This window comes from Stenotrophomonas rhizophila (genome assembly GCF_007667275.1).
GTDB lineage: Bacteria > Pseudomonadota > Gammaproteobacteria > Xanthomonadales > Xanthomonadaceae > Stenotrophomonas > Stenotrophomonas maltophilia_AE.
In genome coordinates this window covers 1,283,070-1,307,727 of sequence record NZ_VDQT01000001.1, presented here as the reverse complement: position 1 = coordinate 1,307,727, position 24,658 = coordinate 1,283,070, and the positions used below count along the sequence as shown (strand labels likewise).

At 68.2% G+C, this 24,658-nt stretch carries 31 protein-coding genes; 6 read left to right on the top strand and 25 right to left on the bottom strand.

Translation table 11 applies throughout. From position 1 onward, the window contains the following. Positions 1–120: 120 nt before the first annotated feature. From FSZ13_RS05660 to FSZ13_RS05585, 16 genes are all read right to left on the bottom strand, one after another. Positions 121–921 carry a prolyl oligopeptidase family serine peptidase gene (locus FSZ13_RS05660; protein WP_145478399.1) on the bottom strand — a complete coding sequence of 267 codons (801 nt, stop codon included), beginning with the start codon at positions 919–921 and terminating at the stop codon, positions 121–123. Positions 922–988: 67 nt separating this feature from the next. Next, positions 989–1,255 carry a hypothetical protein gene (locus tag FSZ13_RS05655; RefSeq protein WP_145478398.1) on the bottom strand — a complete coding sequence of 89 codons (267 nt, stop codon included), beginning with the start codon at positions 1,253–1,255 and terminating at the stop codon, positions 989–991. Positions 1,256–1,269: 14 nt separating this feature from the next. Next, positions 1,270–2,631, bottom strand: a complete 1,362-nt coding sequence (gene mgtE, locus FSZ13_RS05650) for a magnesium transporter (protein ID WP_145478397.1) — start codon at positions 2,629–2,631, stop codon at positions 1,270–1,272. 281 nt (positions 2,632–2,912) lie between these two features. Beyond that, entirely contained in the window at positions 2,913–4,694 is a 1,782-nt protein-coding gene (gene ptsP / locus FSZ13_RS05645; RefSeq protein ID WP_145478396.1) for a phosphoenolpyruvate--protein phosphotransferase, read from the bottom strand. A 2-nt stretch (positions 4,695–4,696) separates the two neighbouring features. Beyond that, positions 4,697–4,966 (bottom strand): HPr family phosphocarrier protein, encoded by a 270-nt coding sequence (locus tag FSZ13_RS05640; RefSeq protein ID WP_145478395.1) that lies wholly within the window; start codon positions 4,964–4,966, stop codon positions 4,697–4,699. Beyond that, positions 4,959–5,351, bottom strand: coding sequence for a PTS sugar transporter subunit IIA (locus tag FSZ13_RS05635; protein WP_145478394.1), 393 nt, complete (start codon positions 5,349–5,351; stop codon positions 4,959–4,961). The genes FSZ13_RS05640 and FSZ13_RS05635 overlap by 8 nt, the downstream gene beginning before the upstream one ends. Before the next feature lie 104 nt (positions 5,352–5,455). Then, a complete protein-coding gene (gene rapZ / locus FSZ13_RS05630) occupies positions 5,456–6,328 on the bottom strand; it encodes an RNase adapter RapZ (protein WP_145478393.1) in 873 nt (290 codons plus the stop codon). Then, on the bottom strand, positions 6,325–7,275 hold the full coding sequence (gene hprK, locus FSZ13_RS05625) for an HPr(Ser) kinase/phosphatase (protein ID WP_068849794.1): 951 nt from the start codon (positions 7,273–7,275) through the stop codon (positions 6,325–6,327). The genes rapZ and hprK overlap by 4 nt, the downstream gene beginning before the upstream one ends. Then, the gene (locus FSZ13_RS05620; protein WP_145478392.1) at positions 7,272–7,724 is read right to left on the bottom strand and encodes a PTS sugar transporter subunit IIA; all 453 of its coding nucleotides are present in this window, start codon (positions 7,722–7,724) and stop codon (positions 7,272–7,274) included. The genes hprK and FSZ13_RS05620 overlap by 4 nt, the downstream gene beginning before the upstream one ends. A 21-nt stretch (positions 7,725–7,745) precedes the next feature. Continuing rightward, complete coding sequence (gene hpf, locus FSZ13_RS05615; RefSeq protein ID WP_145478391.1) at positions 7,746–8,066, bottom strand: ribosome hibernation-promoting factor, HPF/YfiA family; 321 nt, start codon at positions 8,064–8,066, stop codon at positions 7,746–7,748. Between the two features lie 59 nt (positions 8,067–8,125). After that, positions 8,126–9,565, bottom strand: a complete 1,440-nt coding sequence (locus FSZ13_RS05610) for an RNA polymerase factor sigma-54 (protein ID WP_145478390.1) — start codon at positions 9,563–9,565, stop codon at positions 8,126–8,128. Between the two features lie 42 nt (positions 9,566–9,607). Beyond that, a complete protein-coding gene (lptB, locus tag FSZ13_RS05605; RefSeq protein ID WP_145478389.1) occupies positions 9,608–10,327 on the bottom strand; it encodes an LPS export ABC transporter ATP-binding protein in 720 nt (239 codons plus the stop codon). Then, positions 10,327–10,887, bottom strand: a complete 561-nt coding sequence (lptA, locus tag FSZ13_RS05600) for a lipopolysaccharide transport periplasmic protein LptA (RefSeq protein ID WP_145478388.1) — start codon at positions 10,885–10,887, stop codon at positions 10,327–10,329. Before lptA ends, lptB begins: the two co-directional genes overlap by 1 nt. A gap of 65 nt (positions 10,888–10,952) precedes the next feature. Continuing rightward, positions 10,953–11,513 (bottom strand): LPS export ABC transporter periplasmic protein LptC, encoded by a 561-nt coding sequence (lptC, locus tag FSZ13_RS05595; protein ID WP_145478387.1) that lies wholly within the window; start codon positions 11,511–11,513, stop codon positions 10,953–10,955. Continuing rightward, positions 11,510–12,058 carry a KdsC family phosphatase gene (locus FSZ13_RS05590; protein WP_145478386.1) on the bottom strand — a complete coding sequence of 183 codons (549 nt, stop codon included), beginning with the start codon at positions 12,056–12,058 and terminating at the stop codon, positions 11,510–11,512. Before FSZ13_RS05590 ends, lptC begins: the two co-directional genes overlap by 4 nt. 42 nt (positions 12,059–12,100) lie before the next feature. Next, a complete protein-coding gene (locus FSZ13_RS05585) occupies positions 12,101–13,102 on the bottom strand; it encodes a KpsF/GutQ family sugar-phosphate isomerase (RefSeq protein ID WP_145478385.1) in 1,002 nt (333 codons plus the stop codon). A gap of 53 nt (positions 13,103–13,155) precedes the next feature. Here FSZ13_RS05585 and FSZ13_RS05580 point away from each other — a divergent pair, with 53 nt between their 5' ends. The 3 genes from FSZ13_RS05580 to FSZ13_RS05570 all read left to right on the top strand — a co-directional run bounded on the left by FSZ13_RS05580 (position 13,156) and on the right by FSZ13_RS05570 (position 15,042). After that, on the top strand, positions 13,156–13,389 hold the full coding sequence (locus FSZ13_RS05580) for a BolA family protein (protein ID WP_145478384.1): 234 nt from the start codon (positions 13,156–13,158) through the stop codon (positions 13,387–13,389). Between the two features lie 73 nt (positions 13,390–13,462). After that, complete coding sequence (gene murA, locus FSZ13_RS05575) at positions 13,463–14,734, top strand: UDP-N-acetylglucosamine 1-carboxyvinyltransferase (protein ID WP_145478383.1); 1,272 nt, start codon at positions 13,463–13,465, stop codon at positions 14,732–14,734. Then, positions 14,731–15,042 (top strand): EF-hand domain-containing protein, encoded by a 312-nt coding sequence (locus FSZ13_RS05570; RefSeq protein WP_145478382.1) that lies wholly within the window; start codon positions 14,731–14,733, stop codon positions 15,040–15,042. The genes murA and FSZ13_RS05570 overlap by 4 nt, the downstream gene beginning before the upstream one ends. Positions 15,043–15,101: 59 nt before the next feature. Here FSZ13_RS05570 and FSZ13_RS05565 read toward each other — a convergent pair whose 3' ends face one another. From FSZ13_RS05565 to purM, 6 genes are all read right to left on the bottom strand, one after another. Next, complete coding sequence (locus FSZ13_RS05565; RefSeq protein ID WP_145478381.1) at positions 15,102–15,785, bottom strand: DUF3108 domain-containing protein; 684 nt, start codon at positions 15,783–15,785, stop codon at positions 15,102–15,104. Positions 15,786–15,787: 2 nt separating this feature from the next. After that, a complete protein-coding gene (locus FSZ13_RS05560) occupies positions 15,788–16,597 on the bottom strand; it encodes a DUF3108 domain-containing protein (protein ID WP_145478380.1) in 810 nt (269 codons plus the stop codon). Positions 16,598–16,662: 65 nt separating this feature from the next. Then, positions 16,663–17,355 carry a phosphoribosylglycinamide formyltransferase gene (gene purN / locus FSZ13_RS05555; protein WP_145478379.1) on the bottom strand — a complete coding sequence of 231 codons (693 nt, stop codon included), beginning with the start codon at positions 17,353–17,355 and terminating at the stop codon, positions 16,663–16,665. After that, positions 17,352–17,789, bottom strand: coding sequence for a hypothetical protein (locus FSZ13_RS05550; protein ID WP_145478378.1), 438 nt, complete (start codon positions 17,787–17,789; stop codon positions 17,352–17,354). Before FSZ13_RS05550 ends, purN begins: the two co-directional genes overlap by 4 nt. Before the next feature lie 9 nt (positions 17,790–17,798). Beyond that, positions 17,799–18,257: a hypothetical protein gene (locus FSZ13_RS05545; protein ID WP_145478377.1), complete on the bottom strand. Its 459-nt coding sequence runs from the start codon at positions 18,255–18,257 to the stop codon at positions 17,799–17,801. Between the two features lie 18 nt (positions 18,258–18,275). Beyond that, complete coding sequence (gene purM / locus FSZ13_RS05540; RefSeq protein WP_186308859.1) at positions 18,276–19,301, bottom strand: phosphoribosylformylglycinamidine cyclo-ligase; 1,026 nt, start codon at positions 19,299–19,301, stop codon at positions 18,276–18,278. A gap of 137 nt (positions 19,302–19,438) precedes the next feature. Between purM and FSZ13_RS05535 the strand changes: the two genes are divergently transcribed. The 3 genes from FSZ13_RS05535 to hda are packed head-to-tail and all read left to right on the top strand — an operon-like array spanning position 19,439 to position 22,436. Next, a complete protein-coding gene (locus FSZ13_RS05535) occupies positions 19,439–20,563 on the top strand; it encodes a DUF2066 domain-containing protein (protein ID WP_260844089.1) in 1,125 nt (374 codons plus the stop codon). Continuing rightward, positions 20,560–21,729, top strand: coding sequence for an AI-2E family transporter (locus FSZ13_RS05530; RefSeq protein WP_145478374.1), 1,170 nt, complete (start codon positions 20,560–20,562; stop codon positions 21,727–21,729). The genes FSZ13_RS05535 and FSZ13_RS05530 overlap by 4 nt, the downstream gene beginning before the upstream one ends. Further along, the gene (gene hda / locus FSZ13_RS05525) at positions 21,726–22,436 is read left to right on the top strand and encodes a DnaA regulatory inactivator Hda (RefSeq protein WP_145478373.1); all 711 of its coding nucleotides are present in this window, start codon (positions 21,726–21,728) and stop codon (positions 22,434–22,436) included. The genes FSZ13_RS05530 and hda overlap by 4 nt, the downstream gene beginning before the upstream one ends. A 157-nt stretch (positions 22,437–22,593) precedes the next feature. On the opposite strand, the gene murU is transcribed toward hda, so the two are convergent. The 3 genes from murU to FSZ13_RS05510 are packed head-to-tail and all read right to left on the bottom strand — an operon-like array spanning position 22,594 to position 24,645. Continuing rightward, the gene (gene murU / locus FSZ13_RS05520) at positions 22,594–23,295 is read right to left on the bottom strand and encodes an N-acetylmuramate alpha-1-phosphate uridylyltransferase MurU (RefSeq protein WP_145478372.1); all 702 of its coding nucleotides are present in this window, start codon (positions 23,293–23,295) and stop codon (positions 22,594–22,596) included. Continuing rightward, positions 23,292–24,317, bottom strand: a complete 1,026-nt coding sequence (locus FSZ13_RS05515) for an aminoglycoside phosphotransferase family protein (protein WP_145478371.1) — start codon at positions 24,315–24,317, stop codon at positions 23,292–23,294. The genes murU and FSZ13_RS05515 overlap by 4 nt, the downstream gene beginning before the upstream one ends. 58 nt (positions 24,318–24,375) lie before the next feature. Then, positions 24,376–24,645 (bottom strand): GlsB/YeaQ/YmgE family stress response membrane protein, encoded by a 270-nt coding sequence (locus FSZ13_RS05510; RefSeq protein ID WP_145478370.1) that lies wholly within the window; start codon positions 24,643–24,645, stop codon positions 24,376–24,378. Between the last annotated feature and the right edge of the window lie 13 nt (positions 24,646–24,658).

The window sequence follows — 24,658 nt, the reverse complement described above, 5'->3', positions numbered from 1 at the left end:
ACGACCGTTGGTCGTCGCGCGAACGCGCCAGGCCACCCCCGGTAGGCGACGACCGTTGGTCGTCGCGCCGCCGCGCCAGCACACCCGAAACGCGACGACCGTCGGCCGCGATGCCTTCCCTCACCGCTTCTGCGCGAACAGCCACTCCCACATCGCCGCGTCTGCATACGTCGCATCCCACGCGTTGTGGTTGCCCTGCGGGTACTCGGTGTAGCGCACATCCTTCGCACCGGCGCGGTCGAACGCGGCCTTCAAGCGGCGGTCGTCGTCGGGGAGCACCACGTCATCCAGCGCCCCATGGAACATCCAGATCGGGGTCGCCTTCAGGCGTGTGGCCATGGCCGCATACGGATCCGCTTCGCCCGCCACCGGTTCCACGAACAAGGTGGCGCGCACCGCGCGCGGGGCCAGCACCGCGCCACATACCGGCACGATCGCGGCGAAACGGGTGGGGTGCTCCAGCGCGATGTTCCAGCTGCCGTAACCGCCCATCGACATGCCGGTGAGGTACTGCCGCGCAGGATCGGCACCGAACTCTGCGAGGGTGGCATCCAGCGCGGCCAGGGCGATGCGGTTGTTCAGGCCGGCCCATTCCTGGTCGGCCGGCGCCTGCGGCAGTACCACCAGCGCCGGGAAGTCGCGCGCATGGTCGCGCAGGTGCGGGCCCAGTCCGGCGGTGGTCTGGCGGTGGCCGTCACTGCCACGCTCGCCCGATCCGTGCAGGAACAACACCACCGGCAACGCGCCGCGCTGCGCCTCGGCATTGCGCGGCACGAACACCTGGTAGCGCGACACATGCCCGTCCACGGTCACGCTGCGCTCCACGAAATGCCCCGTGTCCGGGCCACGGGCCGTGGCGCAGCCGCTCATGGCCAGCACTGCCACCACCCACATCCACCATCCCGCGCGCTGTCGTGCCATTCCCATTCCTCGGCTGAAATCGTTTTCAGTCTAGGCGCGGACGTCGCCGCAGGCATCTTGCAGTGCATCAGTCCGGACGCGGTACCGAGGCCAGGATGTCGAGCTGCTCGATCGCTTCGGGGTGACCGTCGGCGGCAGCGGCCTGCACCTGGGCGAGGCTGGGGTGCACCACCAGCAGGATCGGGTTCTCGCACTGCGGACAGTCGAACTCGGCCTCGTCCTCGTGCAGCTCCATGCTCATCTGGCGCGAGGTGCCCTGCCATTCGCAGGCGGGGCAGGTATGCAGCTGGTCGCGCCAGCCGGCGGTGAAATAGTTGTCGAGGGTCACGGCCATGCAGGAATACCCGGTCAGTGCAGCAGGATCAGGGTGGCCAGGCCCAGGAAGCTGAAGAAGCCCATGACGTCGGTCACCGCAGTGACCACCACGGTCCCGGCCACGGCCGGGTCCACGTTCATGCGCTTGAGCAGCAGCGGCAGCAGCACGCCCGCCAGCGCCGCCGCGCAGAAGTTGATGATCAGCGCGAGCGTGATCACCAGCGACAGCAGGAAGCTGTGGAACCACAGGTAGGCGATGATGCCGACCACGGTGCCGATCAGCGTGCCGTTGATCAGCGCCACCCGCGATTCCTTCCACAGCAGGATGCGCGCGTTGCTCTGGCCGACCTGGCCCAGCGCGATGCCGCGCACCATCAGGGTCAGCACCTGCACCGCTGCGTTGCCGCCGACGCCGGCCACGATCGGCATCAGCACCGCCAGCGCCACCACCTTCTGCAGGGTCAGTTCGAACTGGCCGATCACGCTGGCGGCGAGGAACGCGGTGCACAGGTTGATGCCCAGCCAGACCACGCGGCCACGCACGGCGCGCTTGATCGGCGAGAACAGGTCTTCTTCCTCGTCCAGGCCGGCGGCGCCCAGCGCCTGGTGCTCGGCCTGCGAACGGATGATGTCGACCACGTCATCGATGGTGATGCGGCCGAGCAGGATGTTGTTGTCGTCCACCACCGGCGCCGAGACCCAGTCATGGTCGGAGAACTGCCGCGCGACTTCGTCGGCGCTCTCGCCCACGTCGATGGCCGGCTGTTCGTCGTCGATCAGGCGGTTGATCGGGGTGCTGTCCTCGTGGGTCACCAGCGAGGCCAGCGAGAGCCGGCCCAGGTACTGGTGGCGGCGGCTGACCACGAACAGGTGGTCGGTGTGGTCCGGCAGCTCGCCGCGCAGGCGCAGGTAGCGCAGCACCACGTCGACGTTGACGTCGGCGCGCACGGTCACCACGTCCGGGTTCATCAGGCGGCCGGCGCTGTCCTCGGGATACGACAGGACCTGTTCGAGCCGCTCGCGGTTCTCGCGGTCCATCGACTTGAGCACTTCGTCGATGACCGTATCGGGCAGGTCTTCGACCAGGTCGGCCAGGTCGTCGATATCCAGGTCTTCGACCGCGGCGATGATCTCGTCCGGGTCCATGTCGGCCAGCAGGCTTTCGCGCACTTCCTCGCCGACGTGGACCAGCACCTCGCCATCGTCTTCCGGGTCGACCAGCCCCCACACCACTTCACGCTTGCCCGGCGGCAGCGATTCCAGCAGGTTGCCGATCTCGGCCGGCGCCAGCGTATTGACCAGCCGGCGCACCGGTCCCAGCCGCCCGCTGTCCAGCGCATCGGACAACAGTCGCAACTGGCGCGCCGTCTTGTCGTGGCGTACGGCTTCGGCCATGCACAGCTCCCGCGGGAAAAGAAAAAGGCCGCTATCCCGGACAGGATGCGGCAGAGGGGGTGGTCACCGCGTCATTATCGCTTGGATTCATGTTACGGCGCGACCACGTCGTCGCCGGGTCGGCGTATCGACCAACGGTCGATACCTACCCGATGGTCGGCGGTGCTGGATCTGCGTATCGACCAACGGTCGATACCTGCCCGATGGTCGGCGGTGCTGGGTCGGCGTATCGACCAACGGTCGATACCTACCCGATGGTCCGCGGTGCCGCCGCCGGTAGGTCACGACCGTTGGTCGTGACCGGCCTTTTCCATCCAGCGTTCAATGCTGCGTCGGTCGCGTGCGGCCAGCAGCTTCGGTGCTGCGGCCTGCAGTTCGCCCAGGTCGCTGTCGCGAACCGCGCGCCGCACTTCCAGCAGCGTGCCGGGGTGCAGGCTGAACTCGGTCAGGCCCAGGGCCAGCAGCAGGCGGGTCATGCGCGGGTCGCCGGCGATCTCGCCGCATACCGCCACCGGCACGCCGTGTTCGCGGCCGGTGCGCAGGATATGCGCGAGCAGGCGCAGCACCGCCGGATGCAGCGGCGAATACAGCTCGCCCACCGCCTCGTTGTTGCGGTCGGCGGCCAGCAGGTACTGCACCAGGTCGTTGGTGCCGATCGAGAGGAAGTCGACCAGGTCGATGAAGCTCTCCAACGCGATCGCCGCGGCCGGCACTTCGATCATCGCGCCGAACGGAATGTGCCCGGCCACTTCGTGGCCTTCCGCACGCAGCAGTTCGGCCTGCTTGTTCAAGCGACGCCGCACGGCAAGCACTTCCTCGCGGGTACTCACCATCGGCAGCAGGATGCGCAGCTTGCCGTAGGCCGAGGCGCGCAGGATCGCGCGCAGCTGGGTGTCGGCCACCTTCGGCCGCGCCAGCGACAGGCGCACGCCGCGCAGGCCCAGTGCGGGGTTCTCTTCGTTGCTCAGGGTCAGCCCGGTACGGTCGGCCTTGTCCGCGCCCAGGTCCAGGGTGCGGATGGTCACCGGTCGCCCGCTCATGCCCAAGGCAGCATCGCGGTAGGTCTCGAACTGTTCCTGTTCGTCAGGCAGCTCGTCGCGCTGCAGGAACAGGAACTCGGTGCGGTACAGCCCCAGCCCGTGCGCGCCCAGCGCATGCGCCTCGGTCACGTCCTCGCGCGATTCGGCGTTCGCCAGCAGCGCGATGTCGACGTTGTCGCGGGTGCGGCTGGGCTTGGTGCGCAGGCGGCCCAGCTCGCGCTGTTCGCGCGCCTGCTCGCGCAGCCGCGCGCGGTAATCGCGCAGGTCCGGTGGCAGCGGGTTGACGGTGATCTGGCCGGTGCTGCCGTCGATGCCCAGCACGTCGCCGTCGGAAATCTTCTGCAGCAGGTTGGGAACGTTGACGATCAGCGGCAGGTGCAGGCTGCGCGCCAGGATCGCGCTGTGCGACAGCGCGCTGCCGGCGGCGGTGACGATGCCGACCACCCCATGCGCCTGCAGCTGGGCCAGCTCGGAGGGCGCGATGTTGTCGCAGACCAGGATCTCCCCGGCCAGCCCCTTCACGTCCGGAGGGCGCTTCTGCAGGAAGGCATGGATGCGCCCGATGACGTGGTCCAGGTCGTCCATCCGGCTCTTCAGGTAGGCATCGTCCATGCCGTCGAAGACCTTGGCCAGGCGGTCGCGCTGCACGCGCAGCGCGTAGCCGGCACTGTACGGACCGGTGCGGATCAGCTCATCCAGCCCGAACAGCAGCTCCGGATCGTCCAGCAGCAGGGCGTGCAGGTCGAGGAATTCGCCGACCTCCTTGTTCAGCGCTCCCTGCAGGCGTTGGCGCAGGTCGTGCATTTCGGCGCGGGCCGCATCCACCGCCCTATGCAGGCGCTGCAGTTCGGCTTCGACCTGGGCGGGAGCAATGCGTTGTTCGGCCACTTCCAGGGCATGCGGAAGGCGTACCCGGGCCCGACCCAGTGCGTTGCCACGCGAGGCACCATGGCCGGACAGCAGCAGGGCGCCGGAGGCGGTCCGTGCCGGCGCGCTGGATCCCGGTCGCGGTGGCCCCGGCATGCTCAGCTGTCCTCGTCGAAGCGTCGCTCGAACAGGGCCACCACGGCGTCCATGGCGGCCACTTCGTCTTCGCCCTCGATACGCACCGTGACCGGCGTGCCCTGGCCGGCGGCCAGCAGCATCACGCCCATGATGCTCTTGGCGTTGATCTCGCGGCCCTTGGCGGCCATGGTCACGTTGCAGCGGAACGGCGCCAGCACCTGCACCAGCTTTGCAGTGGCGCGGGCATGCAGGCCCAGGCGGTTGGATACGGTGAGTTCACGTTCAAGCATCGTCGACAATCGCTCCATTGCGAGTACCCGCCGCCGCAGTGGCGGGCAGTTGATCCAGTCCCTGTTCCGGATAATTCATCACTCGCAACAACATCGGCAGGCTCAGCGCCGAGACCCGGCGGGCCGGGGTGCCCAGGCGGGCCAGCTGCGCTGCCAGATTGCTCGGGCTCGCGCCATACAGATCGGTCAGGATCAGCACGCCCTCACCACCGTCGACCCGCCGCAGGGCGGCCGAGGCGAGCGGGAGCAGGGCGTCCATGTCCGCGTCGAACGGTACTTCGAAAGCTTCGGTCTTCAGCGGCAGGTGCCGCAGCAGCCGGGTCGCCACGTCCAGCAGCGACGTGCCTACGCCGGGATGAGTTACTAGGAGAATGCCACAGGTCATTGTCGAACGTTAACATCCCAACATGAATTGGGGATACACCGGGTGCGGCAACGCACTGTTGGCATGGCGATACCGGTAGCAACGGACCGTTGGCCCGTTGGCCCTTAATCCAGCTCCCGATGGAACGTGGCCACTTCCGGCCAGCCCTGCTCGCGGGCATGCCGTGCCAGACGCTCGGCCAGGTACACCGAGCGGTGCTTGCCGCCGGTGCAGCCGAACGCCACGGTGACGTAGCTGCGGGTGTCGTTGCCGAGCCGCGGCAGCCAGGTGTCGAGGAAGTCGACCAGCTGGGCCACGTACCGTTGCACGTCCGCCTGCGCTTCCAGATAGTCGCGCACCGGCGCTTCGCGGCCGGACATCGGACGCAGCTGCGGGTCCCAGTGCGGATTGGGCAGCACACGGGCATCGAAGACGAAATCAGCCTCGGCCGGCACGCCGCGCTTGTAGGCGAACGATTCGAACAGCAGCGACAGCTTGTTGCCGTGGCTCAGGGCGAATTCGGTCACCACTTTGCGGCGCAGCTGGTGCACGTTGAGGCTGGTGGTGTCGATCACCGCATCGGCCGCGCGCCGCAGCGGGGCGGTCAGCTCGCGCTCGCGCGCGATCGCTTCGGGCAGCGACAGCCCCAGCTGGCTCAGCGGGTGTCGGCGGCGGGTGTCGGCGTAGCGCTTGAGCAGGGTTTCATCGGTGGCATCGAAGAACAGCAGCTGCGCGTCCAGCCCGGCGGCCTTGGCGTCTTCGCGCCAGTGCGAGAGCTGGCTCAGGTCGCTCTGCCCGCGCACGTCGATGCCGACCGCAAGCCGACGCGGCGCGGCGGCGTCGTGCCCGGCCAGCAGGCTGCGCACGAAGTCGGGCAGCAGGTTGATCGGCAGGTTGTCCGAACAGTAGTAGTCCAGATCCTCGAACGTCTTCAGTGCCACGGTCTTGCCCGAGCCGGACAGCCCGCTGACGATGATCAACGTGGCGGTGGCGCTCATGGCGTGCGCCGCTCCAGCAGGTTGCTGTGGCGGGCGATGAACATCGCGGCCGGGTCGATGCCCTTGGTGCGCAGGATGTGCAGGCGGGTGGCCGCTTCGGTCAGCACCGACAGGTTGCGGCCGGGCATCACCGGCAGGGTGATGAGCGGCACGTCCAGGTCCAGCACGTGGCGGGTGCCGGAATCGCCGGTCAGGCGCTCGTAGCCGTGTGGGGTGGGTTCGGTCATGGGCTTGGTCAGGTGCACGATGAGCCGAAGGTACTTGTTCTTCTTTACCGCCGTGTCACCGAACATCTCGCGCACGTTGAGCACGCCCAGGCCACGTACTTCCAGCAGGTCCTGCAACAGTTCCGGGCAGGTCCCGTCGAGCACGTCGGGGGCAATCTGGGTGAACTCAGGGGCGTCGTCGGCCACCAGGCGGTGGCCGCGGCTGAGCAGTTCCAGCGCCAACTCGCTCTTGCCCGAGCCCGCTTCGCCGGTGATCAGCACGCCGATCGAGTAGATCTCCATGAACACGCCATGCAGGATCACCCGCGGCGCCAGGGTCCGGGCCAGGTGGTAGGAAAGATGGTTGAGCAGCTCATGGCCGCGCTTGGGCGAGATCCACAGCGGGGTCTGCGATTCGTCGGCGGCCGCGCGCAGGTCTTCCGGGCAGGGCTGGTTGCGGGTGATCACCAGCGCCAGCGGGTGCGACTGCATGATCCGCTCGATGGTTTCCCAGCGCTGGCGCGAATCCAGCGAATCCAGCCAGGACAGTTCCTCGGTGCCCAGGATCTGCACCTTGTTGGGGTAGATGGCATTGAGGTAGCCGGCCAGCGACGGACGCCGCGAGACGGTGTTGCCGGCCTCGAGTTCGCGTCGCTCGCCCTTCTGCCCGGCCACCCAGCGCAGGCTCAGGCGGTCGCGCTGCTGCTCGAACAGTTCACGGGCGGTGATGCTGGTATTCATGCGGCGCTCGCCGGCGGCGGGTAGTGGATGACCTGGAGCAGGGCGTCGCTGTCGCGCGCGTCGCGCAGCGCCTGGCGGAACGCGGGTTCGGAAAACGCTTCGGCCAGCTCCGACAGCAGCATCAGGTGCTGGTGCGTGTAGTGGCTGGGCACGGCGATGGCGAACACCAGATCCACCGGCTCGTCGGCGCCGAAATCGACCGCGCTTTCAAGCCGCAGCAACGCGCCCCGTGGGCGTTCCAGCGCGGGCGCGCGACCGTGCGGAATGGCGATGCCGTGGCCGATGGCGGTGCTGCCGAGCGTTTCGCGCTCGCGCAGGTTCTGGAACAGCATCTCTGCATTGGCTTCGCGGCAGGCCAGCAGCCGCGAGGCGGCCTTCAGCACACTGTCGCGATCGGCGGCCGGCAGCACCTGGGTGCGCACGGCCGCCAGTAGATGGGTCAAGGGCATGGAAGCGGGGAGGCGGGGTCGTCAGACGCCATTGTCGCTTATCGGAACGCCCGGCGCGTGCTGCTGTCTCTTTTCCTTGTGCTTGACCACCAGGCGGTCGAGCTTGTCGGCCAGCACGTCGATGGCCGCGTAGATGTTCTCGCCTTCGGCTTCGGCGTGCAGGGTCTGCCCCGGGATGTTCGCGCTGGCATCTGCATGGTGTTCGTTCTTGCGCAGCTCCAGGGTGACCCGGATTTCGCAATGCTGGTCGAAGTGCTTGTGGATCCGCTGCAGCTTGGTGTCCACGTACTCCTGCATGGCCGGGGTCACTTCCACGCCTTTGCCAAACGTCTCGATGCGCATCGGGTTTCTCCTTTGTTTCGGATGAGCCAATGAACCTTCCCGCCAGGCGCGGTGGAGCGTCAGGCAATACGTACGCGTTCGTGCGAGGCGGAAATGTTCATGGCCTCACGATACTTCGCCACGGTGCGTCGCGCCACCGGTATGCCCGAGGTTTTGAGCAGGTCAGCCAGCTTGGCGTCAGAAAGCGGCTTGCGCGGGTTCTCGGCGTCGATCAGGCGCCGGATCATGGCCTGGATGGCGGTACTGGAGGCCTCGCCGCCGCCGTCTGTGTCGATTCCCGAGGCGAAGAAGGCGCGCAGCGGCAGGGTGCCGCGCGGGGTGCGCACGTACTTGCGGGCGATGGCACGTGAAATGGTCGATTCGTGCAGGCCCAGCTCCCCGGCCACCTCGCGCAGGGTCAGCGGGCGCAGCGCCTGCTCGCCGAACTCCAGGAAGGCGGCCTGCTGCTGCAGCAGGCAGCGCATCACGCGCAGCAGGGTCTCGCCCCGCGCCTCCAGGCCCTTGAGCAGCCAACGGGCCTCCTGCAGGTGCGCGCGCAGGTAGCCGGCGTCGCTCTCGCCGCAGCGGCGGATCATCTGTTCATAGCCGCGGTGGATGATCACCTTGGGCCCGGCGTGGCCGGCCAGGGCCGCCCGCCAGGTGCCGTTCTGGCGCCAGACCACGCAGTCGGGGACCACGTAGCTGTCGTGGTCCAGCTCGCCGATCTGGGCGCCGGGCCGGGGGTCGAGCGAGCGCAGCAGCTGGACCGCGACCTCCACCGCCGCCACCGGCTCGCGCAGCTCGTGGGCGATGCCGTTCACGCCGCTGCGCGGCAGCCGCTCCAGCGGCCCGTCGGCGATCCGCCGGGCCAGCGCCAGCCCGGGGGTCTGCGGGTCCAGCACGTCCAGCTGCAGCTGCAGGCACTCGCCCAGGCTGCGCGCGCCGACCCCGATCGGGTCGAAGCGCTGGATCTGGTGCAGTACCGTGAGGATCTCGGCTTCATCGGCGTGAATGGCCGGCAGCAGGGTGTCGGCGATGGCCGACAGCGGCTCGCGCAGGTAGCCGTCCTCGTCCAGCGCATCGATCAGCGCCGCGCCAATGCTGCGGTCGCGCCGTGAAAGGTGCGACAGGTGCAGCTGCCAGAGCAGGTGGTCGGCCAGGTTCTCGGTTTCGGCCACGCGCTCGGCGGCGCTGCCGTTGTCATCGTCATCGAACGAGCCTCCGCTGCCGCCGCTGGCCCAGTCACCCTCGCCGGGTGCCCAGTCGTCGGTCGCCTGGGCGGGGCCCTCGCGGTCGTCGCCGCGCTCGCTGGCCTCGGGCGGGGGCTCTTCGGATCCGGGCGTGGTGTCCAGCGCGGGTTCGGCGTTCTCGGCCCAGTCCAGCAGCGGATTGGTTTCCACCGCTTCGGCCAGCTCCAGCTCCAGTTCCGCGCTGGACATCTGCAACAGCTTGATGGCCTGGCGCAGCTGCGGCGTCATGACCAGTTGTTGCCCCAGCGATGTCTGCAGCCGTGCTTTCATGCCTGTGCCGAACGGAGGGAAGGCGATGCAGCGGCCGGCGGATCAGAGCTTGAAAGTCTCTCCAAGGTACACACGGCGGACGTCTGCGTTTTCCAGGATCGCGTCCGGCGCCCCCTGCGCCAGCACGCTGCCTTCGTTGAGGATATACGCGCGGTCGCAGATTCCCAAGGTTTCGCGGACATTGTGGTCGGTGATCAGCACCCCGATGCCACGCTGCTTGAGATGGGTGACGATGCGCTGGATCTCCCCGACCGAGATCGGATCGACGCCGGCGAAGGGTTCGTCGAGCAGGATCAGGCGCGGCTTGGCGGCCAGGGCGCGGGCGATTTCGCAGCGGCGGCGCTCGCCGCCGGACAGGCTGGCGCCCATCTGGTCGGCCACGTGGCCGATCTGCAGTTCGTCCAGCAGCGAATGCAGCTCCTTCTCGCGCCCGGCCTTGTCCAGGTCCTCGCGCAGCTCCAGCACCAGGCGCAGGTTGTCGGCCACGGTCAGCTTGCGGAACACCGACGGTTCCTGCGGCAGGTAGCCCACGCCCTGTTTGGCGCGGGTGTACATCGGGTCGGCGGTGATGTCCTTGCCGTCGAGCACGATGCTGCCGGCATCGGCTTCGACCAGGCCGACGATCATGTAGAAGCAGGTGGTCTTGCCGGCGCCGTTGGGGCCCAGCAGCCCCACCACTTCACCAGCCTCCAGGGTCAGGCCGAATTCCTTGACCACTTCGCGCTGCTTGTAGCGCTTGCGCAGGCCTTTGGCAACGAGCATTACTTCTTGCTCCCGGCGGTGGGGACGGTGGTCCGGGTCGGGGTGGCGGCCGGCTTGGCGGCCGCGGCCGGGGCCTTGTTCTTGGGCGGGATGACGGTGCGCACGCGCTGGCCGTCCCCGCCACTGTTCATCTGGCCGGTACGGGTGTTGTAGGTCATGCTGCCGCCGGTGTTGACGCCCTGCGCGCTTTCCACGCGGTAGTTGCCGGTGAGCACGATGGTTTCGGTGGTGATGTTGTAATCGATGCTGTCGGCGCGGGCGTTCATCTTGCTGCCGTCGTCGAGCTCCTGCTTCATCGTGGCCTGCTTGCCGGTGAACACCGCGCGCTCGGCCTGGCCACCCTTGATATGGATCTGCGCGCTGTCAGCGCGGATTTCCAGGGTGCCCTGGGTGATCACCACGCCCTTGGTCAGGTTCATGACGCCATCGCCCATGATCATGCCGTCCTGGGCGCCGGAATCGATGGTCATTTCCTGGTTGCGGTCGGAGGTCTTGGCCTGGACCGTGAGCGCCGGAACCATCAGGCCCAGGGCAAGTGCAGTGGCGTAGAAGATCTTCATGACGTGGGGCTTTCCTGCCAATGTCGGGGAAACGGCCAATGCCGTCGTAATAGTGTCGTGGCGCATCAATGACGGGGGGTGTAACGCGTCTTGACCTGGCTCAGGAACTGATAGGTCTTGTCGCTGGAATTCAACGCGAAGCCCACCCCGGACTGGGTCATGCCGGGTCGGGTCAGGGTGACCAGGCCGTCGGAGGTCGCCCGGTTTTCCTTCGGGAACACGTCCAGCTGCTCGGTGCGGAAAGTGGTCGGTGGCACGCTCGGCACGCGGGGGCTGTCGCCGCTGACGTTGCCGGTCAGGCGCAGCAGGTCGCCGGTGGCGCTGATCCAGCCGGTGTCGCTGCGCAGCTCCCAATGGTTGCCATCGCGGTCGGGCAGCAGGAACAACGGGGTCTGGATGGTGGTCGTTTCATCGTTGCGCATGCGCTCCAGCAGCGGAGCCCGCAGGGTGGTCGACTCGTGGCCCTGTTCGTCCAGCGCGACGATCTGGAAATCATGCAGCACGTAGTCCTTGCTGCCGTCGTCACCGGCGTCGGGCAGGACCTGGTCGCGGTCACGCAGCAGCGCCCAGCCGCTCAGCAATGCAGCCGCCAGCAGCAGGCCTCCAAGCAAGGTGCGCCAGTTCATGCGCCGTACCTCGCCAGTACCGCGTCGACATGGCCCTGTGCTGCCAGCAGCACGTCGCACAGTTCGCGTGCGGCGCCGCGGCCGCCGTCGGCACGGGTCTGCCAGTGCACGCGCTCGGCGATCCAGGGGTGCGCGTTGGCCGGGGCCACCGCGAGTCCGACCGCGCACAGCGGGGCCAGGTCCGGCAGGTCATCGCCCATGAAGGCGACCTGGTCCAGGCCGATGCCGTGCTGGTCGCACAGGGCGCGGACGCTGGCCAGCTTGTCGCCCACCGCGATCTGGGTGTCGATGCCCAGGTCGGCGCCGCGCTTGAGCGCGGACAAGCTGTTGCGCGCGGTGATCAGCACGGGGTGGATGCCGTGCTGCTGCAGCAGTTTCAGGCCCAGTCCGTCCTGCACGTAATACGCCTTGCTCTCGTTGCCGTCACGGTCGTAGTAAAGCCGACCGTCGGTGAGCGTGCCGTCCACATCGAAGCAGGCCAGCCGGATACGGCCGGCAGCGGCATGCAGGTGGGACGGGAAACCGGGCAACGGAGAGTAGGGCATCAGGTGTACAGGTCCAGCTGAATGGAGGAGTGCCACTGTGGTTTAAACCACCCGGGCCCGCAACAGGTCATGAATATTGAGCGCGCCGACCGCACGTCCTTCGCCATCGACCACGATCAGGCCGTTGATCTGCTTGGTCTCCATCACCCGCGCCGCTTCCACGGCGAGCTGGTCGGCGCCGATGGTACGGGGGCTGCGGGTCATCACATCGACGATCCGCGCGCTGCGCACGTCCAGGTCGCTGTCCAGCGCGCGGCGCAGGTCGCCGTCGGTGAACAGTCCGACCAGCCGCTGGTCGGCGTCGACCACCGCGGTCATGCCCAGTCGCTTGCGGCTCATTTCGACCAGGGCCTCGCTCAGGCTGGCGTTCTCGCCGACCTGGGGCAGCTCGTCGCCACTGTGCATGACGTCGGTGATGTGCAGCAGCAGGCGGCGGCCCAGGCTGCCGGCCGGGTGCGAGCGGGCGAAGTCGTCGGCGGTGAAGCCGCGCGCGTCGAGCAGGGCCACCGCCAGGGCGTCGCCCATGGCCAGCGAGGCGGTGGTACTGGAGGTGGGCGCCAGCGCCAGCGGGCAGGCCTCGGCCGGAACGCTGACGTCCAGGTGCACGTCGGCGGCCAGTCCCAGCGAGGAACCGGGGCGGCCGGTCATGGCGATCAGGCGGTTGCCCTGGCGCTTGAGCACCGGCAGCAGCATCAGCACCTCGTCCGATTCGCCCGAATAGGACAGCGCCAGCACGACGTCGGCTTCGGTGATCATGCCCAGGTCGCCGTGGCCGGCTTCGCCCGGGTGCACGTAGAACGCCGGGGTGCCGGTGGAGGCGAGGGTCGCGGCGATCTTGCGCGCCACGTGCCCGGACTTGCCCATGCCGGTGGCCACCACGCGGCCGCGGCTTTCCAGCACCAGCTGGCAGGCGCGGGCGAAGTCTTCGCCCAGGCGCCCGGCCACGGCGGCCAGGGCATCGCGCTCGATCCCGAACACGCGGCGGCCGCTGTCGACCAGCGCGGCCGGGTCGGCGGAGGAGGGGGGCAGGGGCGATACAGCCATGCGGGCGCCACGCGGAGGAGTAGAATGAGCGCTCATTTTATTAGGAAAGCCCGTTGGACGCCGACACCATCCGTAAATTGATCGAAGACGGCCTGCCGGGCGCCCGTGCGGACGTGCAGGGCGACGACGGGGTGCATTTCGAAGCCACCGTGGTCTGTGACGCCTTCGCCGGCAAGCTGCCGCTGGCCCGCCACCGCATGGTCTACGCCACGCTGGGCGAGCTGATGGGCGGGGCGATCCACGCGCTGGCACTGAAGACGGTGACCCCGGCCGAAGTGGCCGGCTGATCGCCGAAGTACCCGTAGCCTTCGACCATCCAGCCGACCAACGGTCGGCTCTACCTCACCCCAAGTAGATTCCATGGCCAAGATCGTAGTGACCGGCGGCACGCCGCTGCACGGTGAAGTGAACATTTCCGGCGCCAAGAACGCCGTCCTCCCCATCCTCTGCGCCACCCTGCTGGCCGATGCGCCGGTGGAGATCACCAACGTGCCGCACCTGCACGACGTGGTCACCACGGTGAAGCTGCTCGGCGAGCTGGGCGCCAAGGTCACCGTCGACCAGGGCACGCTGTCGCGTGGCAGCGCGATCGTGGTCGACCCGCGTCCGGTCGACCAGCACGTGGCGCCGTATGAGCTGGTGCGCACCATGCGCGCCTCGATCCTGGTGCTGGGCCCGCTGCTGGCGCGCTTCGGCCAGGCCGAGGTGTCCCTGCCCGGTGGCTGCGCGATCGGCTCGCGCCCGGTCGACCAGCACATCAAGGGCCTGCAGGCCCTGGGTGCGGAGATCGTGGTCGAGAACGGCTTCATCAAGGCTCAGGCCAAGCGCCTGAAGGGCGCGCACTTCACCTTCGACATGGTCAGCGTGACCGGTACCGAGAACGTGTTGATGGCCGCCGTGCTCGCCGAAGGCACCACGGTGCTGGACAACGCCGCGATGGAACCGGAAGTGACCGACCTGGCGCACTGCCTGATCGCGCTGGGCGCGAAGATCGAGGGCCTGGGCACTGCCCGGCTGGTGATCGAAGGCGTCGAGCGCCTGTCCGGTGGCCGTCATGAAGTGCTGCCCGACCGCATCGAGACCGGTACCTTCCTGGTGGCCGCGGCGATGACCGGTGGCAAGGTCACGGTCAACCGTGCGCGCCCGAACACCATGGACGCGGTGCTGGCCAAGCTGGTCGAGGCCGGCGCGAAGATCGACACCACCGAGGACAGCATCACCCTGGACATGCAGGGCAAGCGTCCGCGTGCGGTCAACCTCACCACCGCGCCGTACCCGGCGTTCCCGACCGACATGCAGGCCCAGTTCATGGCGCTCAACTGCGTGGCGGACGGCGTCGGCGTGATCAATGAAACGATCTTCGAGAACCGTTTCATGCACGTCAACGAACTGCTGCGCCTGGGCGCGGACATCCAGGTCGAAGGCCACACCGCGATCGTGCGCGGTGCCGAACAGCTGAGCGGTGCGCCGGTGATGGCCACCGACCTGCGTGCGTCGGCCTCGCTGATCCTGGCCGGCCTGATGGCCGATGGCGACACCACCATCGACCGCATCTACCACCTGGACCGTGGCTACGAGAACATCGAAGAGAAGCTCTCGTCGCTGGGCGCCACGATCCGGCGCGTCGCATGATCCTGCGCGGCCAGTTCACCCGTCGCCGCAAGGCGCTGCTGGTCCTGGTGCTGGTGGTGCTGGGCTGGCTGGGGTATGCCTGGTATGCCGACATCGCCATCACCCAGGGCCTGGAACAGCAGGACATGGACTGGAACGGCGATGGCACGGTGAGCCGCACCGAGGTGCTGCAGTCGTTCTACGCCGTGGGCGTGAAAACCACCGAGGAAGGCAACCGGCACTGCAAGGCGTTCTACTGGCGCAGGACCGCCGAGCAGATCCGCGTGGACTGCAGGACGGTGTTCCAGGCGGAAACGCCGGCCAAATAAAAAACGCCCGCTCGATGCGGGCGTTTTTTCGTATCGACCAACGGTCGATACCCGATGGGTTATTTGAACGACTTGATCGTGAGGTCCAGCGCGTCCTTGCCGCCTTCGCGCTGCAGCAGTCGCGCCGGCACCGGGAAGTCCTTGACCACCCAGGCGATCAGTTCCTTGTTGCCGTCCACGCGCGACACCTTGGTGGCCTCGTAGGGCTTGCCCCCCACGTTGACCTGTTCGGTCCCGATCACCTTGTAGGTCATCGGCTTGACCCGGCCTTCGTCGACCATGCGGTAGGTCAGCGGCTTGCCGGCGGCCAGGTCTCGGGCGATGGCCAGGTTGATCAGCAGGGCGTCCATGTCACCCGGCTTCAGCGCAACCGGTCCGGCGCGGTCGGGCTTGATGTCGCCTTTCCACGTTGCCTGGTTCTTGTTCCAGTCGTACGTGGCATCGACGTTGCGCTTCTTCACCAGCAGCGCCGAGCGGTCGGAGCTGCTCAGGGGCCGCAGGCGGCCATTGACCTCCTCGAACACGGTGTTCTGGCTCAGCGTGGCCAACTGGCTGTTGACGTTCAGGCTGTAGGTCCAGGTATTGCCATCGCCCTTGGTCAGGGTCATGGTGCCCGGCGCCACCACGCCCATGTAGTTGGCCTGGTACTGCGCGGTGAACGGCTGCATCGCCATGGCCGGCAGGCTGGTCAGCGCCAGGGCACCGGCGGCGACCCAGGACAGCGGGCGGTTGAGAATGGTCATGGTCAAACTCCTTGGTATTCGATCAGGCGCAGGTCGATGCGATCTTCGCCGTCTTCGCGTTGCAGGATGCGCACCGGGGTCGGAACCCCGTTGGCGACCCAGAGAATGGTTTCGTCGTTGCCGCCGTTGGTCCGGTAGACCCGCAGCGCGTTGTAGGACAGTTCGCCGACCTGCACGTTCTCGGTATCCGGCGCGGCCTGGTAGTCATGCTGCCGTACGCGGCCCACGTCGACATAGCGGTAATGCATCTGCGCGCCGGGGCGCGCGTCGCGCATGATCGCCAGGTTGATCAGCAGCGCGCTCTGGTCGCCGGCCTGCAGCGGAATGGGTTGCGTACGTTCTTTCTTCAGGTCGCCGGTCCACTGCGCGGTGCCGGCCTGCCAGTTATAAGTGCCGGTGACCTTCTTGCCCAGGAACAGGCCCTTGCGGACCGTGGACTGGCTGAGCGGCACATAGGTCGTGCCCTGCTTCTCGAACACGGTGCTCTGCTCGAGATTCAGCCCCAGCACGCTGGCGAAACCGCGACGGCCCACCACCTGCATGTCCACCCGCCACTGGCTGCCACCGGTGTTGGTCACCCGCATGATCGCATCGCCCGCTTCCTTGCCCTTGTACAAGGCCTGGTAGGTCGCGGTAAACGGCTCCAGCGGTGGCGCTTCCCAGGCCATCGGCGGCAATACCGGTGGCGAGGGCAGGGCCGGCGTCGCGGCGGGGGCTTCCGTTCGTGCAGGCGGCTCCTGCGCCGCGGCAATGGCCACGGTGCACAGCAGGGACGCCAACAGCAGCACGACCTGGGACGGAGACGTTTTCATGCGTAGGGGGCACAAACGATAGGGGAGGGGAGGATGCCAGTGTCCAGGTCAGCGGCGCGTGTGCGCTACGACGGGACGTTCAGCTCTCCGGCGCAATCTAGGCGCAGCGGACTGAACAGGGGGTGGCCGTCGACCTGGAGCTGCCCGTCGCGTTCAGCTACGCGCCCGGCCACCAGCCACTGCAGGCTGGCGATCAGCAGCGGGTGTTCCACCCCCAGCACGCGCTGGGCCAGCTGGTCGGCGGTGTCGCCGGGCAGTACCGGCACCCGGGCCTGCGCCAGCACCGTGCCGGCGTCCAGCTCGGGCACCACGAAATGCACGCTGGCGCCGGCGTGGGCGTCGCCGGCCTCGATCGCGCGCGCGTGGGTGTGCAGCCCTTTGTACAGCGGCAGCAGCGACGGATGGATGTTGACCAGGCGGCCGCTGAAACGCTGCACGAAGGCCTCGCCGAGGATGCGCATGTAGCCGGCGCAGACCACCCAGTCCGGTTTGAACACGGCCAGCGCGTCGCCCATCGCGGCATCGAAAGCGGTGCGGTCGGCGAAGTCCTTGGGCGAACGCGCCCAGCGTCGCTCCGGGGCGACTTTCTGGAGTGCGGAAGCCTCCGGTTTGTCGGACAGCACGGCCACAACCTCGGCGTCGAGCGTGCCGGCGGCGATGGCATCGATGATGGCCTGCAGGTTGCTGCCACGGCCGGAGGCCAGCACCGCGATGCGGCTGCGCGAACCCGCGAACGCGCTGTGGCTGGCCGGGGTCATGCCGCGACCGTGCCGTCCGTGGCCGCAAAGCTCGCGACCACTTCCGGGCGCATCAGCACGATCAGCGCGTACACGCCCAGCGCGATGCCGAGCGCGCCGGCCAGGCAGGCCGCGCCCGCGGCGATCCGGCAGAGCCCGTGCGAACGGCGTTCGGCCATGCGCCTTGCGCCGATGATGTTCAGGCTGCCCAGGGCGGCGAAGACCGCCGCGGCGCCGACCATGATCGCCGCCAGCAGGGCCGGCTGGGCATCGGGGTTGGCGCTGTTGCTTTCACTGATGTAGCCGCCGGCGGCGCCCAGCACCAGGATCGGCACCAACAGCAGTTCCAGCGCCCCCAGGATGTAGAACAGGATCTTCAGCGTATGCAGGTGCGAGGCGACCTGATGCGTTGTCCAGCCGCGCGGGACGTTCAGCGGCGGGGGCGTGGCAGACATCGGGAAACCTCAGGCGTGGGCAGTGGGGGAAGCGTCGAAGGCGGCCTTGACCGCCGGCCGCAGCAGTACGATCAGGGTGAACACACCCAGCACGGTGCCCAGCGGCATCAGCATGCACGACAGGGCGGCGACTACCAGGCACAGGGTATGACGCTGCTGGCGCGCCAGGCACCTCCCGGCGTAGGCCATGAAGCCGGCCAGGGTGAGTCCACACAGGATCAGGACCGAGCCGATCCCGATGAACATCCAGCCGAACAGCCGGGTTTCCCCGAGCGAGGCGGTGCTCCCGTTGCTTTCAATCGGCATCGCGCCGGTCAGTGCGGCGACGCCGAGGCCCACGTGGATCAGCGGGAACAGCGAGAACAGGCCGGTGAGGCCTGCCACGACGTAGTGGAAGATCGACAGCAGCCGCAGCTGCGACGCGTCGTCGGTCGACAGCGTGGGGGCGGAAGGGAGCGGTGCGTCCATGCAGGTCTCCTGGTCGGCTCAGCCGATCCGCACGCGTTCGCTGCCGGTGGCCGCGACCACCTTGCCGATCGTCCACTGCGCCAGGCCCTGGGCCTCGACGGCGGCGGACACGGCCGCGACCTGGTCCGGGGCGACGATCAGCACGAAGCCGATGCCGCAGTTGAAGGTGCGCCACATTTCGCTGTCCGCCACCGCGCCTTCCTTCTGCAGCCACTGGAACACCGGCGGCAGGGTCCAGGACGAAGCATCGATGTCCAGGCCCAGGCCCTCGGGCACCACGCGGATGATGTTCTCGGTGAGGCCGCCACCGGTGATGTGGGCCATGCCGTGGATGGACGCGCCGTGGCTCTTGAGCAGGGCCAGGATCGGCTTCACGTACAGGCGGGTCGGGGCCATCAGCGCGTCGACCAGCTTGACCCCGCCCTCCAGTTCCAGCTCGGCCGGCTGGCCGGCGCGGTCATAGATGCGACGCACCAGCGAGTAGCCGTTGGAGTGCGGGCCGGAGGAGGCGATGCCGATCAGCACGTCGCCCTCGGCCACGCTGGCGCCGTCCTTGAGTTCGCTCTTTTCCACGCCGGCGACGGTGAAGCCGGCCAGATCGTATTCCCCCGGGGCATACATGTCGGGCATTTCAGCGGTTTCGCCGCCGATCAGCGCGCAGCCGGCCTCGGTACAGCCGTTGGCGATGCCGCCTACGACCGCCGCAGCGGTGTCGATGTCCAGTTTGCCGGTGGCGAAATAGTCCAGGAAGAACAGCGGCTCGGCGCCCTGCACCAGCACGTCGTTCACGCACATGGCGACCAGATCGATGCCGATCGTGTCGTGCCGGCCCAGCTGTTGTGCCAGCTTCAGCTTGGTACCCACGCCGTCGGTGCCCGAGACCAGCACCGGTTCGCGGTACTTGCTGGACAGGTCGAACAGGGCGCCGAAACCGCCCAGGCCACCCATCACCTCGGGCCGGAAGCTGCGCTTCACCAGCGGCTTGATGCGCTCGACCAGTTCGTTGCCCGCGTCGATGTCGACGCCGGCGTCGCGGTAGGTCAGGGGGGAGGGGTTGGACGGGGAATTGGTCACGGGCGTCGGGCTGCGCTGGAGTGAAAGCGGGATTTTAACAGGCCACGTTGGCGCGCAGGCCCTATTCGGGCAACAATTCCCCCCGGATACGCTCAATGGAAGTCCTGATGCGCCGCAGCCTCTTTTTGATGATGTTCCTCGCGCTATGCCTGCCGGTGGCCACGATGGCCCAGAGCGGCCTGCGTACCGAAGGCGACGTGGCCACCGCCAGTGGCGCCTACGAGGCCGAAGTACCGGTCAACAGCCAGGGCGACGCCGACCGCAACGGCGCCATGGCCCGCGCGCTGGGCAACGTGCTGGCCAAGCTGTCGGGCGACCGCAGCGTGATCACCCGCCCCGGGGTGATGCAGGCCCTGCGCGACGCGAAGAACTACGTGGCCAGCTACGACTACCGCCAGGACCAGAGCACCTCGGCCACCGGCGCGCCCAGCTACCGCACCATGCTGGTGGCGCGGTTCCGCCAGGACGACGTGGATGGCCTGATCTCGGCCCTGGGCCTGCCGCTGTGGCCGCAGCCGCGGCCCAAGCCGGTGGTCTGGCTGGCCATCGACGATGGCAGCGGCCCGCGCCTGGTCACCGTGCAGCAGGCCAACGCGGCCCGCCCGCTGCTGAACCGGGCCATCGAGCGCGGCTACAAGCTGGGCCTGCCCACCGGCAGCGCGGCCGAACAGGCCGTGGTCGGCGCGATCTGGCGCCAGGACACCGCCGCGGTGGCGCGCGCTTCGTCGCGCTACGCCCCGCCGATGCAGCTGGTCGGCAAGCTCTACCGCGACAAGACCGGCGGCTGGGTGGCCGACTGGGTGTTCGTGGACGGCGGCCGGGAACTGAACAAGTGGAGCACCAACGACAGCGACGCCCGCCGCGCGATGGCCGGGGGCGCCGACGGTGCCGCCGATGCGCTGGTGCGCCGCTATGCCAAGGCCGGCGCCGCCACCGGTGCGGCCGGCAGTTACATCATCGTGGTCACCGGGCTGAACAGCGCCGAGGATTACCTGCGCCTGGCCGCCGGCCTGCGCGAGAGCCCGGTGGTGCGCAACATCACCCCGCTGCGCGCCGCCGGCGACCGCCTGGAGCTGTCGCTGGAACTGACTACCGGCCTGCCCGGGCTGAACCGGATGCTGGGCGAGAACGGCGTGATCGTGCCGCTGGCCCCGCTGCCGGTGCCGATCGACGAAGACGCCGCCCCCGGCACCCCGCCGCCCCCGGCCAGCAATGAGTACCGCCTGCGATGATCCTCACCCCGGAAGCCGAGATCGCGCAGTTCCTGCGCCGCGTCAAATACATTCTGTTCGCGCTGGCGGTGGGTTGGGTGGTGTGGCTGCTGGCCCCGATCCTGACCCCGTTCGTGCTGGCACTGGCGCTGGCCTGGCTGGGCGACCCGCTGGTCGACCGGATCGAGGCCAACGGCCGCTCGCGCATCACCGGCGTGGTGCTGGTGTTCGTGGCCATGGTGCTGGTGATCACCGCGGCCCTGCTGATCCTGGTGCCGATGATCGAACGCCAGATCTCCACCTTGATCGCGGCCATTCCGCAGGCCCAGCAGTGGCTGATGGAGCGCGGCATTCCCTGGTTCGAGCAGAAGACCGGGATGGAGATCATGCCGTGGCTGGAGCCCGACCGGCTGATCGACTGGGTGCGCAGCCACTGGGAGCAGGCCGGCGGCTTCGCCAAGACCTTCTTCGGCTACGTGTCGCGCTCGGGCTTTGCGATGGTGACCTGGGTGGTCAACATCCTGTTGCTGCCGATCCTGGCGTTCTACTTCCTGCGCGACTGGGACAAGCTGGTCGAACGGGTGGCCTCGACCATCCCGCGCAACCACGTGGGCACCATCACCAAGCTGGCGCGTGAGTCCAACGAGGTGCTCGGCGCCTTCATCCGCGGCCAGTTCCTGGTCATGGTGGCGCTGGGCCTGATCTACGCGGTCGGCCTGTCGCTGGTCGGGCTGAAGCTGGGCCTGCTGATTGGCCTGATCGCCGGCCTGATCAGCTTCATTCCCTACCTGGGCGCCACCACCGGCATCGTCATGGCGGTGCTGGCGGCGCTGGTGCAGGCGCAGGGCTTCGACCTGAAGCTGCTGATCCTGGTCGGGGTGGTGTTCACCGTGGGCCAGCTGCTGGAAAGCTACGTGCTGACCCCGCGCATCGTCGGCGACAAGATCGGCCTGCACCCGGTGGCGGTGATCTTCGCGGTGATGGCCGGTGGCCAGCTGTTCGGTTTCCTGGGCATGCTGCTGGCGCTGCCGGTGGCGGCGGTGAGCAACGTGCTGCTGCGCTACGCGCACCTGCGCTATCGCGAAAGCGAGTTGTATGCCGGCGAGAAGACCGCGATCGTGCTCGATTCGTATATCGACAAGCCGACCCTGATCGTCGACACGCCCAAGGGTCCGGAACTGAAGTGAGCGTGGTGCCGCAGCTGCCGCTTGCCCTGCGTTACCCGCAGGACGAGCGCCTGGAAACCTTCATCGGCGCACCGGACGGTGCGCTGGCGCAGCTGCGCGCGATCGCCGTGGGCGAAGACCCGCACTGGGTCTACCTGGAGGGCGCGGCCGGCACCGGCAAGACCCACCAGGCGCTGGCGATGTGTTCGCTGGCCCAGCAGGCCGGGCGGCAACCGACCTATCTGCCGTTGAAAGCCGTGGTGGGGCGCGTGCGCGCCGCGCTGGAATCGCTGGAAGGCCGCGACCTGGTGACCCTGGACGGGCTGGATGCCATCGCCGGGCAGCGCGATGATGAAGTGGCGCTGTTCGACTTCCACAATCGCGCGCGCAACGCCGGCGTCACCCTGCTGTATACCGCGCAGCATGCGCCGGACCAGCTGGGACTGGTGCTGCCCGACCTGCGCTCACGCCTGCAGCAGTGCGTGCGCGTGGTGCTGCAGCCACTCGATGACGAAGGCCGCGCGGCGGTGCTGCGCGAGCGCGCGGCGCGGCGTGGGCTGTCGATCGACGAAGCGGCGATTGAATGGTTGTTGACCCGCACCGGTCGCGAACTGGGCAGCCTGGTCAGCCTGCTTGACTGGCTGGACCGCGAATCGCTGGCCGCGCAGCGGCGCATCACCGTGCCGTTCCTGCGCCAGGTGGTGGAAGAAGGGTCGCACCGGTTGTAATGGCTGGCGTACGGCGCTGGTAGGGTCGCATCCCGATCGACTGCACGTAACCGGGCAACGTTCTTTCGTGGCATGACCTCAAACGGAGCGGGCTTCGGCCGTGGCCATGCGTTCGTCGCGCCGATGGGCGCTATCGGCGGTTGATTGGAATCCAACCCTACCGGAGCGCGGCGTCCAGGTCTGCCAGGCGTTCTGGTGTGCCTACGTCGGTCCACCTTCCTTGATGATGTTGTCCGGTTACGCGGCTGCTTGCCATCGCGTGGCGCATCAGCGGGGCCAGGCCAAACTGTGGCGGAGTTGCAGCTGCGCCTTCGGTGTTGCCGATCACGCTGCGCCATCCGTCGAGAATCGAGGGGCGGTAAACGCCGACACCCGCATACGTCAGCCGAGGTGCATCGCCGTCGTCACTGACCCTGCCATCGCCATGCAGGATGAAATCCCCGCGCGGGTGCTGCACCGGGTTGTCGACCAGCACCAGGTGCGCATCGCCCTCCGGCTGCTGCGGCAGGGTGCGGAAATCCACATCGGTCCAGACATCGCCGTTGACCACCAGGAACGGCGCGTCCCCGAGCACGGGCAGTGCGTTGAGGATGCCGCCGCCTGTTTCCAGCGGCACCGCGCCTTCATCGATGAAGTGCAGCCGCAGGCCCCAACGCGAACCATCACCCAAGGCAGGTTTGAACTGGTCGCCCAGCCACGACGTGTTGATCACCGCTTCATTGAACCCCGCCGCTGCCAGCCGCTCCAGGTGCCACACGATGAGCGGCTTGCCGCCTGCCACCAGCAGCGGCTTGGGCGTAGTCAGGGTCAGCGGACGCATGCGTTCGCCCTTGCCGGCACTGAAGATGAGCGCCTTCATGCGCGGCCCGATACCGGCAATGCCAGTGCGGCCATGGCCGGCTTGATCCGGTCCTGCAGCAGGCGGTCCAGGCCGGCCAGTTCGGGGTGTCGCGGCAGCACTTCGTCGAGGTAACGGATGAAGCGTGGCGCGTCGGCGAAGTAATGGCCCTTGCCGTCGCGGTCGCGCAGGCGCACGAACAGACCGAGGATCTTCAGGTGGCGCTGCACGCCCATCCAGTCGGCATCGCGCAGGAACTGCGGCCACGGACGCACCGGCAGCCCGGCGGCCAGCGCCTGCGCGTGGTAGCGCGCCAGCCAGGCATCCACGCGTTCCAGCGGCCAGCTCAGGAACGCGTCCTTGAACAGGCTGACCGGGTCGTAGGCGATCGGTCCGCGCACCAGGTCCTGGAAGTCCAGCACCGCCGGGCCGGCCTCGACCGGCATCAGGTTGCGCGGCATGAAGTCGCGGTGGGTCAGCACCTGCGGCTGTTGCAGTGCGTTGTCCATCAATCGTCGATGCACCAGTTGCAGGGCTTCCAGCTCGCCGCAGTCCAGCTGCAGGCAGAGGTGGCGCTGCAGGAACCACTCGTCGAACAGGCCCGCGTCACGCTGCAGCAGTGCCTCGCCGAACGATCCCATGCCTTCGGGCACCGGGATCGACTGCAGGCGGATCAGCTGCGCGAAGGCGGCATCGAACCAGGTATCGGCGTTGTCGTCGTCGATATGCCGCGCCAGGGTCGGCCCGCCCAGGTCTTCCAGCAGCAGGAAGCCCTGTTCTTCATCGCGCGCCAGCACGCGCGGGACGCGCACGCCGTTGGGTTCGAGCAGGTCGTGCATGCGCAGCCACGGACGCACGTCTTCCAGGCCGGGCGGTGAATCCATCACGATGTGGCTGCCGTGCGCGCTGGTGGCACGCCAGTAGCTGCGGAAGCCCGCATCCACCGACGCGCGGTCCAGGTGCAGGTCGGGGTCGGCCAGGGCGGTGCAGGTCCACTGCCGGCGCAGTTCGGCGCGCAGTGGGTCGGAAGCGGGATCGTTCATGGACGGGTACGTCGATGCGGCGCGCGGAGGCGCGCGGGAGAAATGAGGGGAGACGTGTTCAGCGCCTGCCGCTGAACAGTCGCAGCACGGCCAGCACGGCAATCGCGCCGAGGATGGCGCCGATGAAACCGGCGGGCTCACCGCGCGAGTACCAGCCCATGTACTGGCCGAACCAGCCGGCCACCAGTGCGCCGACGATGCCGAGCACGATGGTCAGCAGGCAGCCCATGCGGTTGTTGCCGGGCATGAAGAAGCGCCCGAGCAGGCCGACGATGAAGCCGACCATTATGATGTAGAGCCAGCTGGTACTGCCGAACAGACCGTCCATCGCATGTTTCCTG

Excerpts from the sequence above, each read along its gene's own strand:
- FSZ13_RS05660 (WP_145478399.1), bottom strand. The coding sequence starts at position 921 with ATGGCACGACAGCGCGCGGGATGGTGGATGTGGGTGGTGGCAGTGCTG.
- FSZ13_RS05655 (WP_145478398.1), bottom strand. The coding sequence starts at position 1,255 with ATGGCCGTGACCCTCGACAACTATTTCACCGCCGGCTGGCGCGACCAG.
- mgtE (WP_145478397.1), bottom strand. The coding sequence starts at position 2,631 with ATGGCCGAAGCCGTACGCCACGACAAGACGGCGCGCCAGTTGCGACTG.
- ptsP (WP_145478396.1), bottom strand. The coding sequence starts at position 4,694 with ATGCCGGGGCCACCGCGACCGGGATCCAGCGCGCCGGCACGGACCGCC.
- FSZ13_RS05640 (WP_145478395.1), bottom strand. The coding sequence starts at position 4,966 with ATGCTTGAACGTGAACTCACCGTATCCAACCGCCTGGGCCTGCATGCC.
- FSZ13_RS05635 (WP_145478394.1), bottom strand. The coding sequence starts at position 5,351 with ATGACCTGTGGCATTCTCCTAGTAACTCATCCCGGCGTAGGCACGTCG.
- rapZ (WP_145478393.1), bottom strand. The coding sequence starts at position 6,328 with ATGAGCGCCACCGCCACGTTGATCATCGTCAGCGGGCTGTCCGGCTCG.
- hprK (WP_068849794.1), bottom strand. The coding sequence starts at position 7,275 with ATGAATACCAGCATCACCGCCCGTGAACTGTTCGAGCAGCAGCGCGAC.
- FSZ13_RS05620 (WP_145478392.1), bottom strand. The coding sequence starts at position 7,724 with ATGCCCTTGACCCATCTACTGGCGGCCGTGCGCACCCAGGTGCTGCCG.
- hpf (WP_145478391.1), bottom strand. The coding sequence starts at position 8,066 with ATGCGCATCGAGACGTTTGGCAAAGGCGTGGAAGTGACCCCGGCCATG.
- FSZ13_RS05610 (WP_145478390.1), bottom strand. The coding sequence starts at position 9,565 with ATGAAAGCACGGCTGCAGACATCGCTGGGGCAACAACTGGTCATGACG.
- lptB (WP_145478389.1), bottom strand. The coding sequence starts at position 10,327 with ATGCTCGTTGCCAAAGGCCTGCGCAAGCGCTACAAGCAGCGCGAAGTG.
- lptA (WP_145478388.1), bottom strand. The coding sequence starts at position 10,887 with ATGAAGATCTTCTACGCCACTGCACTTGCCCTGGGCCTGATGGTTCCG.
- lptC (WP_145478387.1), bottom strand. The coding sequence starts at position 11,513 with ATGAACTGGCGCACCTTGCTTGGAGGCCTGCTGCTGGCGGCTGCATTG.
- FSZ13_RS05590 (WP_145478386.1), bottom strand. The coding sequence starts at position 12,058 with ATGCCCTACTCTCCGTTGCCCGGTTTCCCGTCCCACCTGCATGCCGCT.
- FSZ13_RS05585 (WP_145478385.1), bottom strand. The coding sequence starts at position 13,102 with ATGGCTGTATCGCCCCTGCCCCCCTCCTCCGCCGACCCGGCCGCGCTG.
- murA (WP_145478383.1), top strand. The coding sequence starts at position 13,463 with ATGGCCAAGATCGTAGTGACCGGCGGCACGCCGCTGCACGGTGAAGTG.
- FSZ13_RS05570 (WP_145478382.1), top strand. The coding sequence starts at position 14,731 with ATGATCCTGCGCGGCCAGTTCACCCGTCGCCGCAAGGCGCTGCTGGTC.
- FSZ13_RS05565 (WP_145478381.1), bottom strand. The coding sequence starts at position 15,785 with ATGACCATTCTCAACCGCCCGCTGTCCTGGGTCGCCGCCGGTGCCCTG.
- FSZ13_RS05560 (WP_145478380.1), bottom strand. The coding sequence starts at position 16,597 with ATGAAAACGTCTCCGTCCCAGGTCGTGCTGCTGTTGGCGTCCCTGCTG.
- purN (WP_145478379.1), bottom strand. The coding sequence starts at position 17,355 with ATGACCCCGGCCAGCCACAGCGCGTTCGCGGGTTCGCGCAGCCGCATC.
- FSZ13_RS05550 (WP_145478378.1), bottom strand. The coding sequence starts at position 17,789 with ATGTCTGCCACGCCCCCGCCGCTGAACGTCCCGCGCGGCTGGACAACG.
- FSZ13_RS05545 (WP_145478377.1), bottom strand. The coding sequence starts at position 18,257 with ATGGACGCACCGCTCCCTTCCGCCCCCACGCTGTCGACCGACGACGCG.
- FSZ13_RS05535 (WP_260844089.1), top strand. The coding sequence starts at position 19,439 with ATGCGCCGCAGCCTCTTTTTGATGATGTTCCTCGCGCTATGCCTGCCG.
- FSZ13_RS05530 (WP_145478374.1), top strand. The coding sequence starts at position 20,560 with ATGATCCTCACCCCGGAAGCCGAGATCGCGCAGTTCCTGCGCCGCGTC.
- murU (WP_145478372.1), bottom strand. The coding sequence starts at position 23,295 with ATGAAGGCGCTCATCTTCAGTGCCGGCAAGGGCGAACGCATGCGTCCG.
- FSZ13_RS05515 (WP_145478371.1), bottom strand. The coding sequence starts at position 24,317 with ATGAACGATCCCGCTTCCGACCCACTGCGCGCCGAACTGCGCCGGCAG.
- FSZ13_RS05510 (WP_145478370.1), bottom strand. The coding sequence starts at position 24,645 with ATGGACGGTCTGTTCGGCAGTACCAGCTGGCTCTACATCATAATGGTC.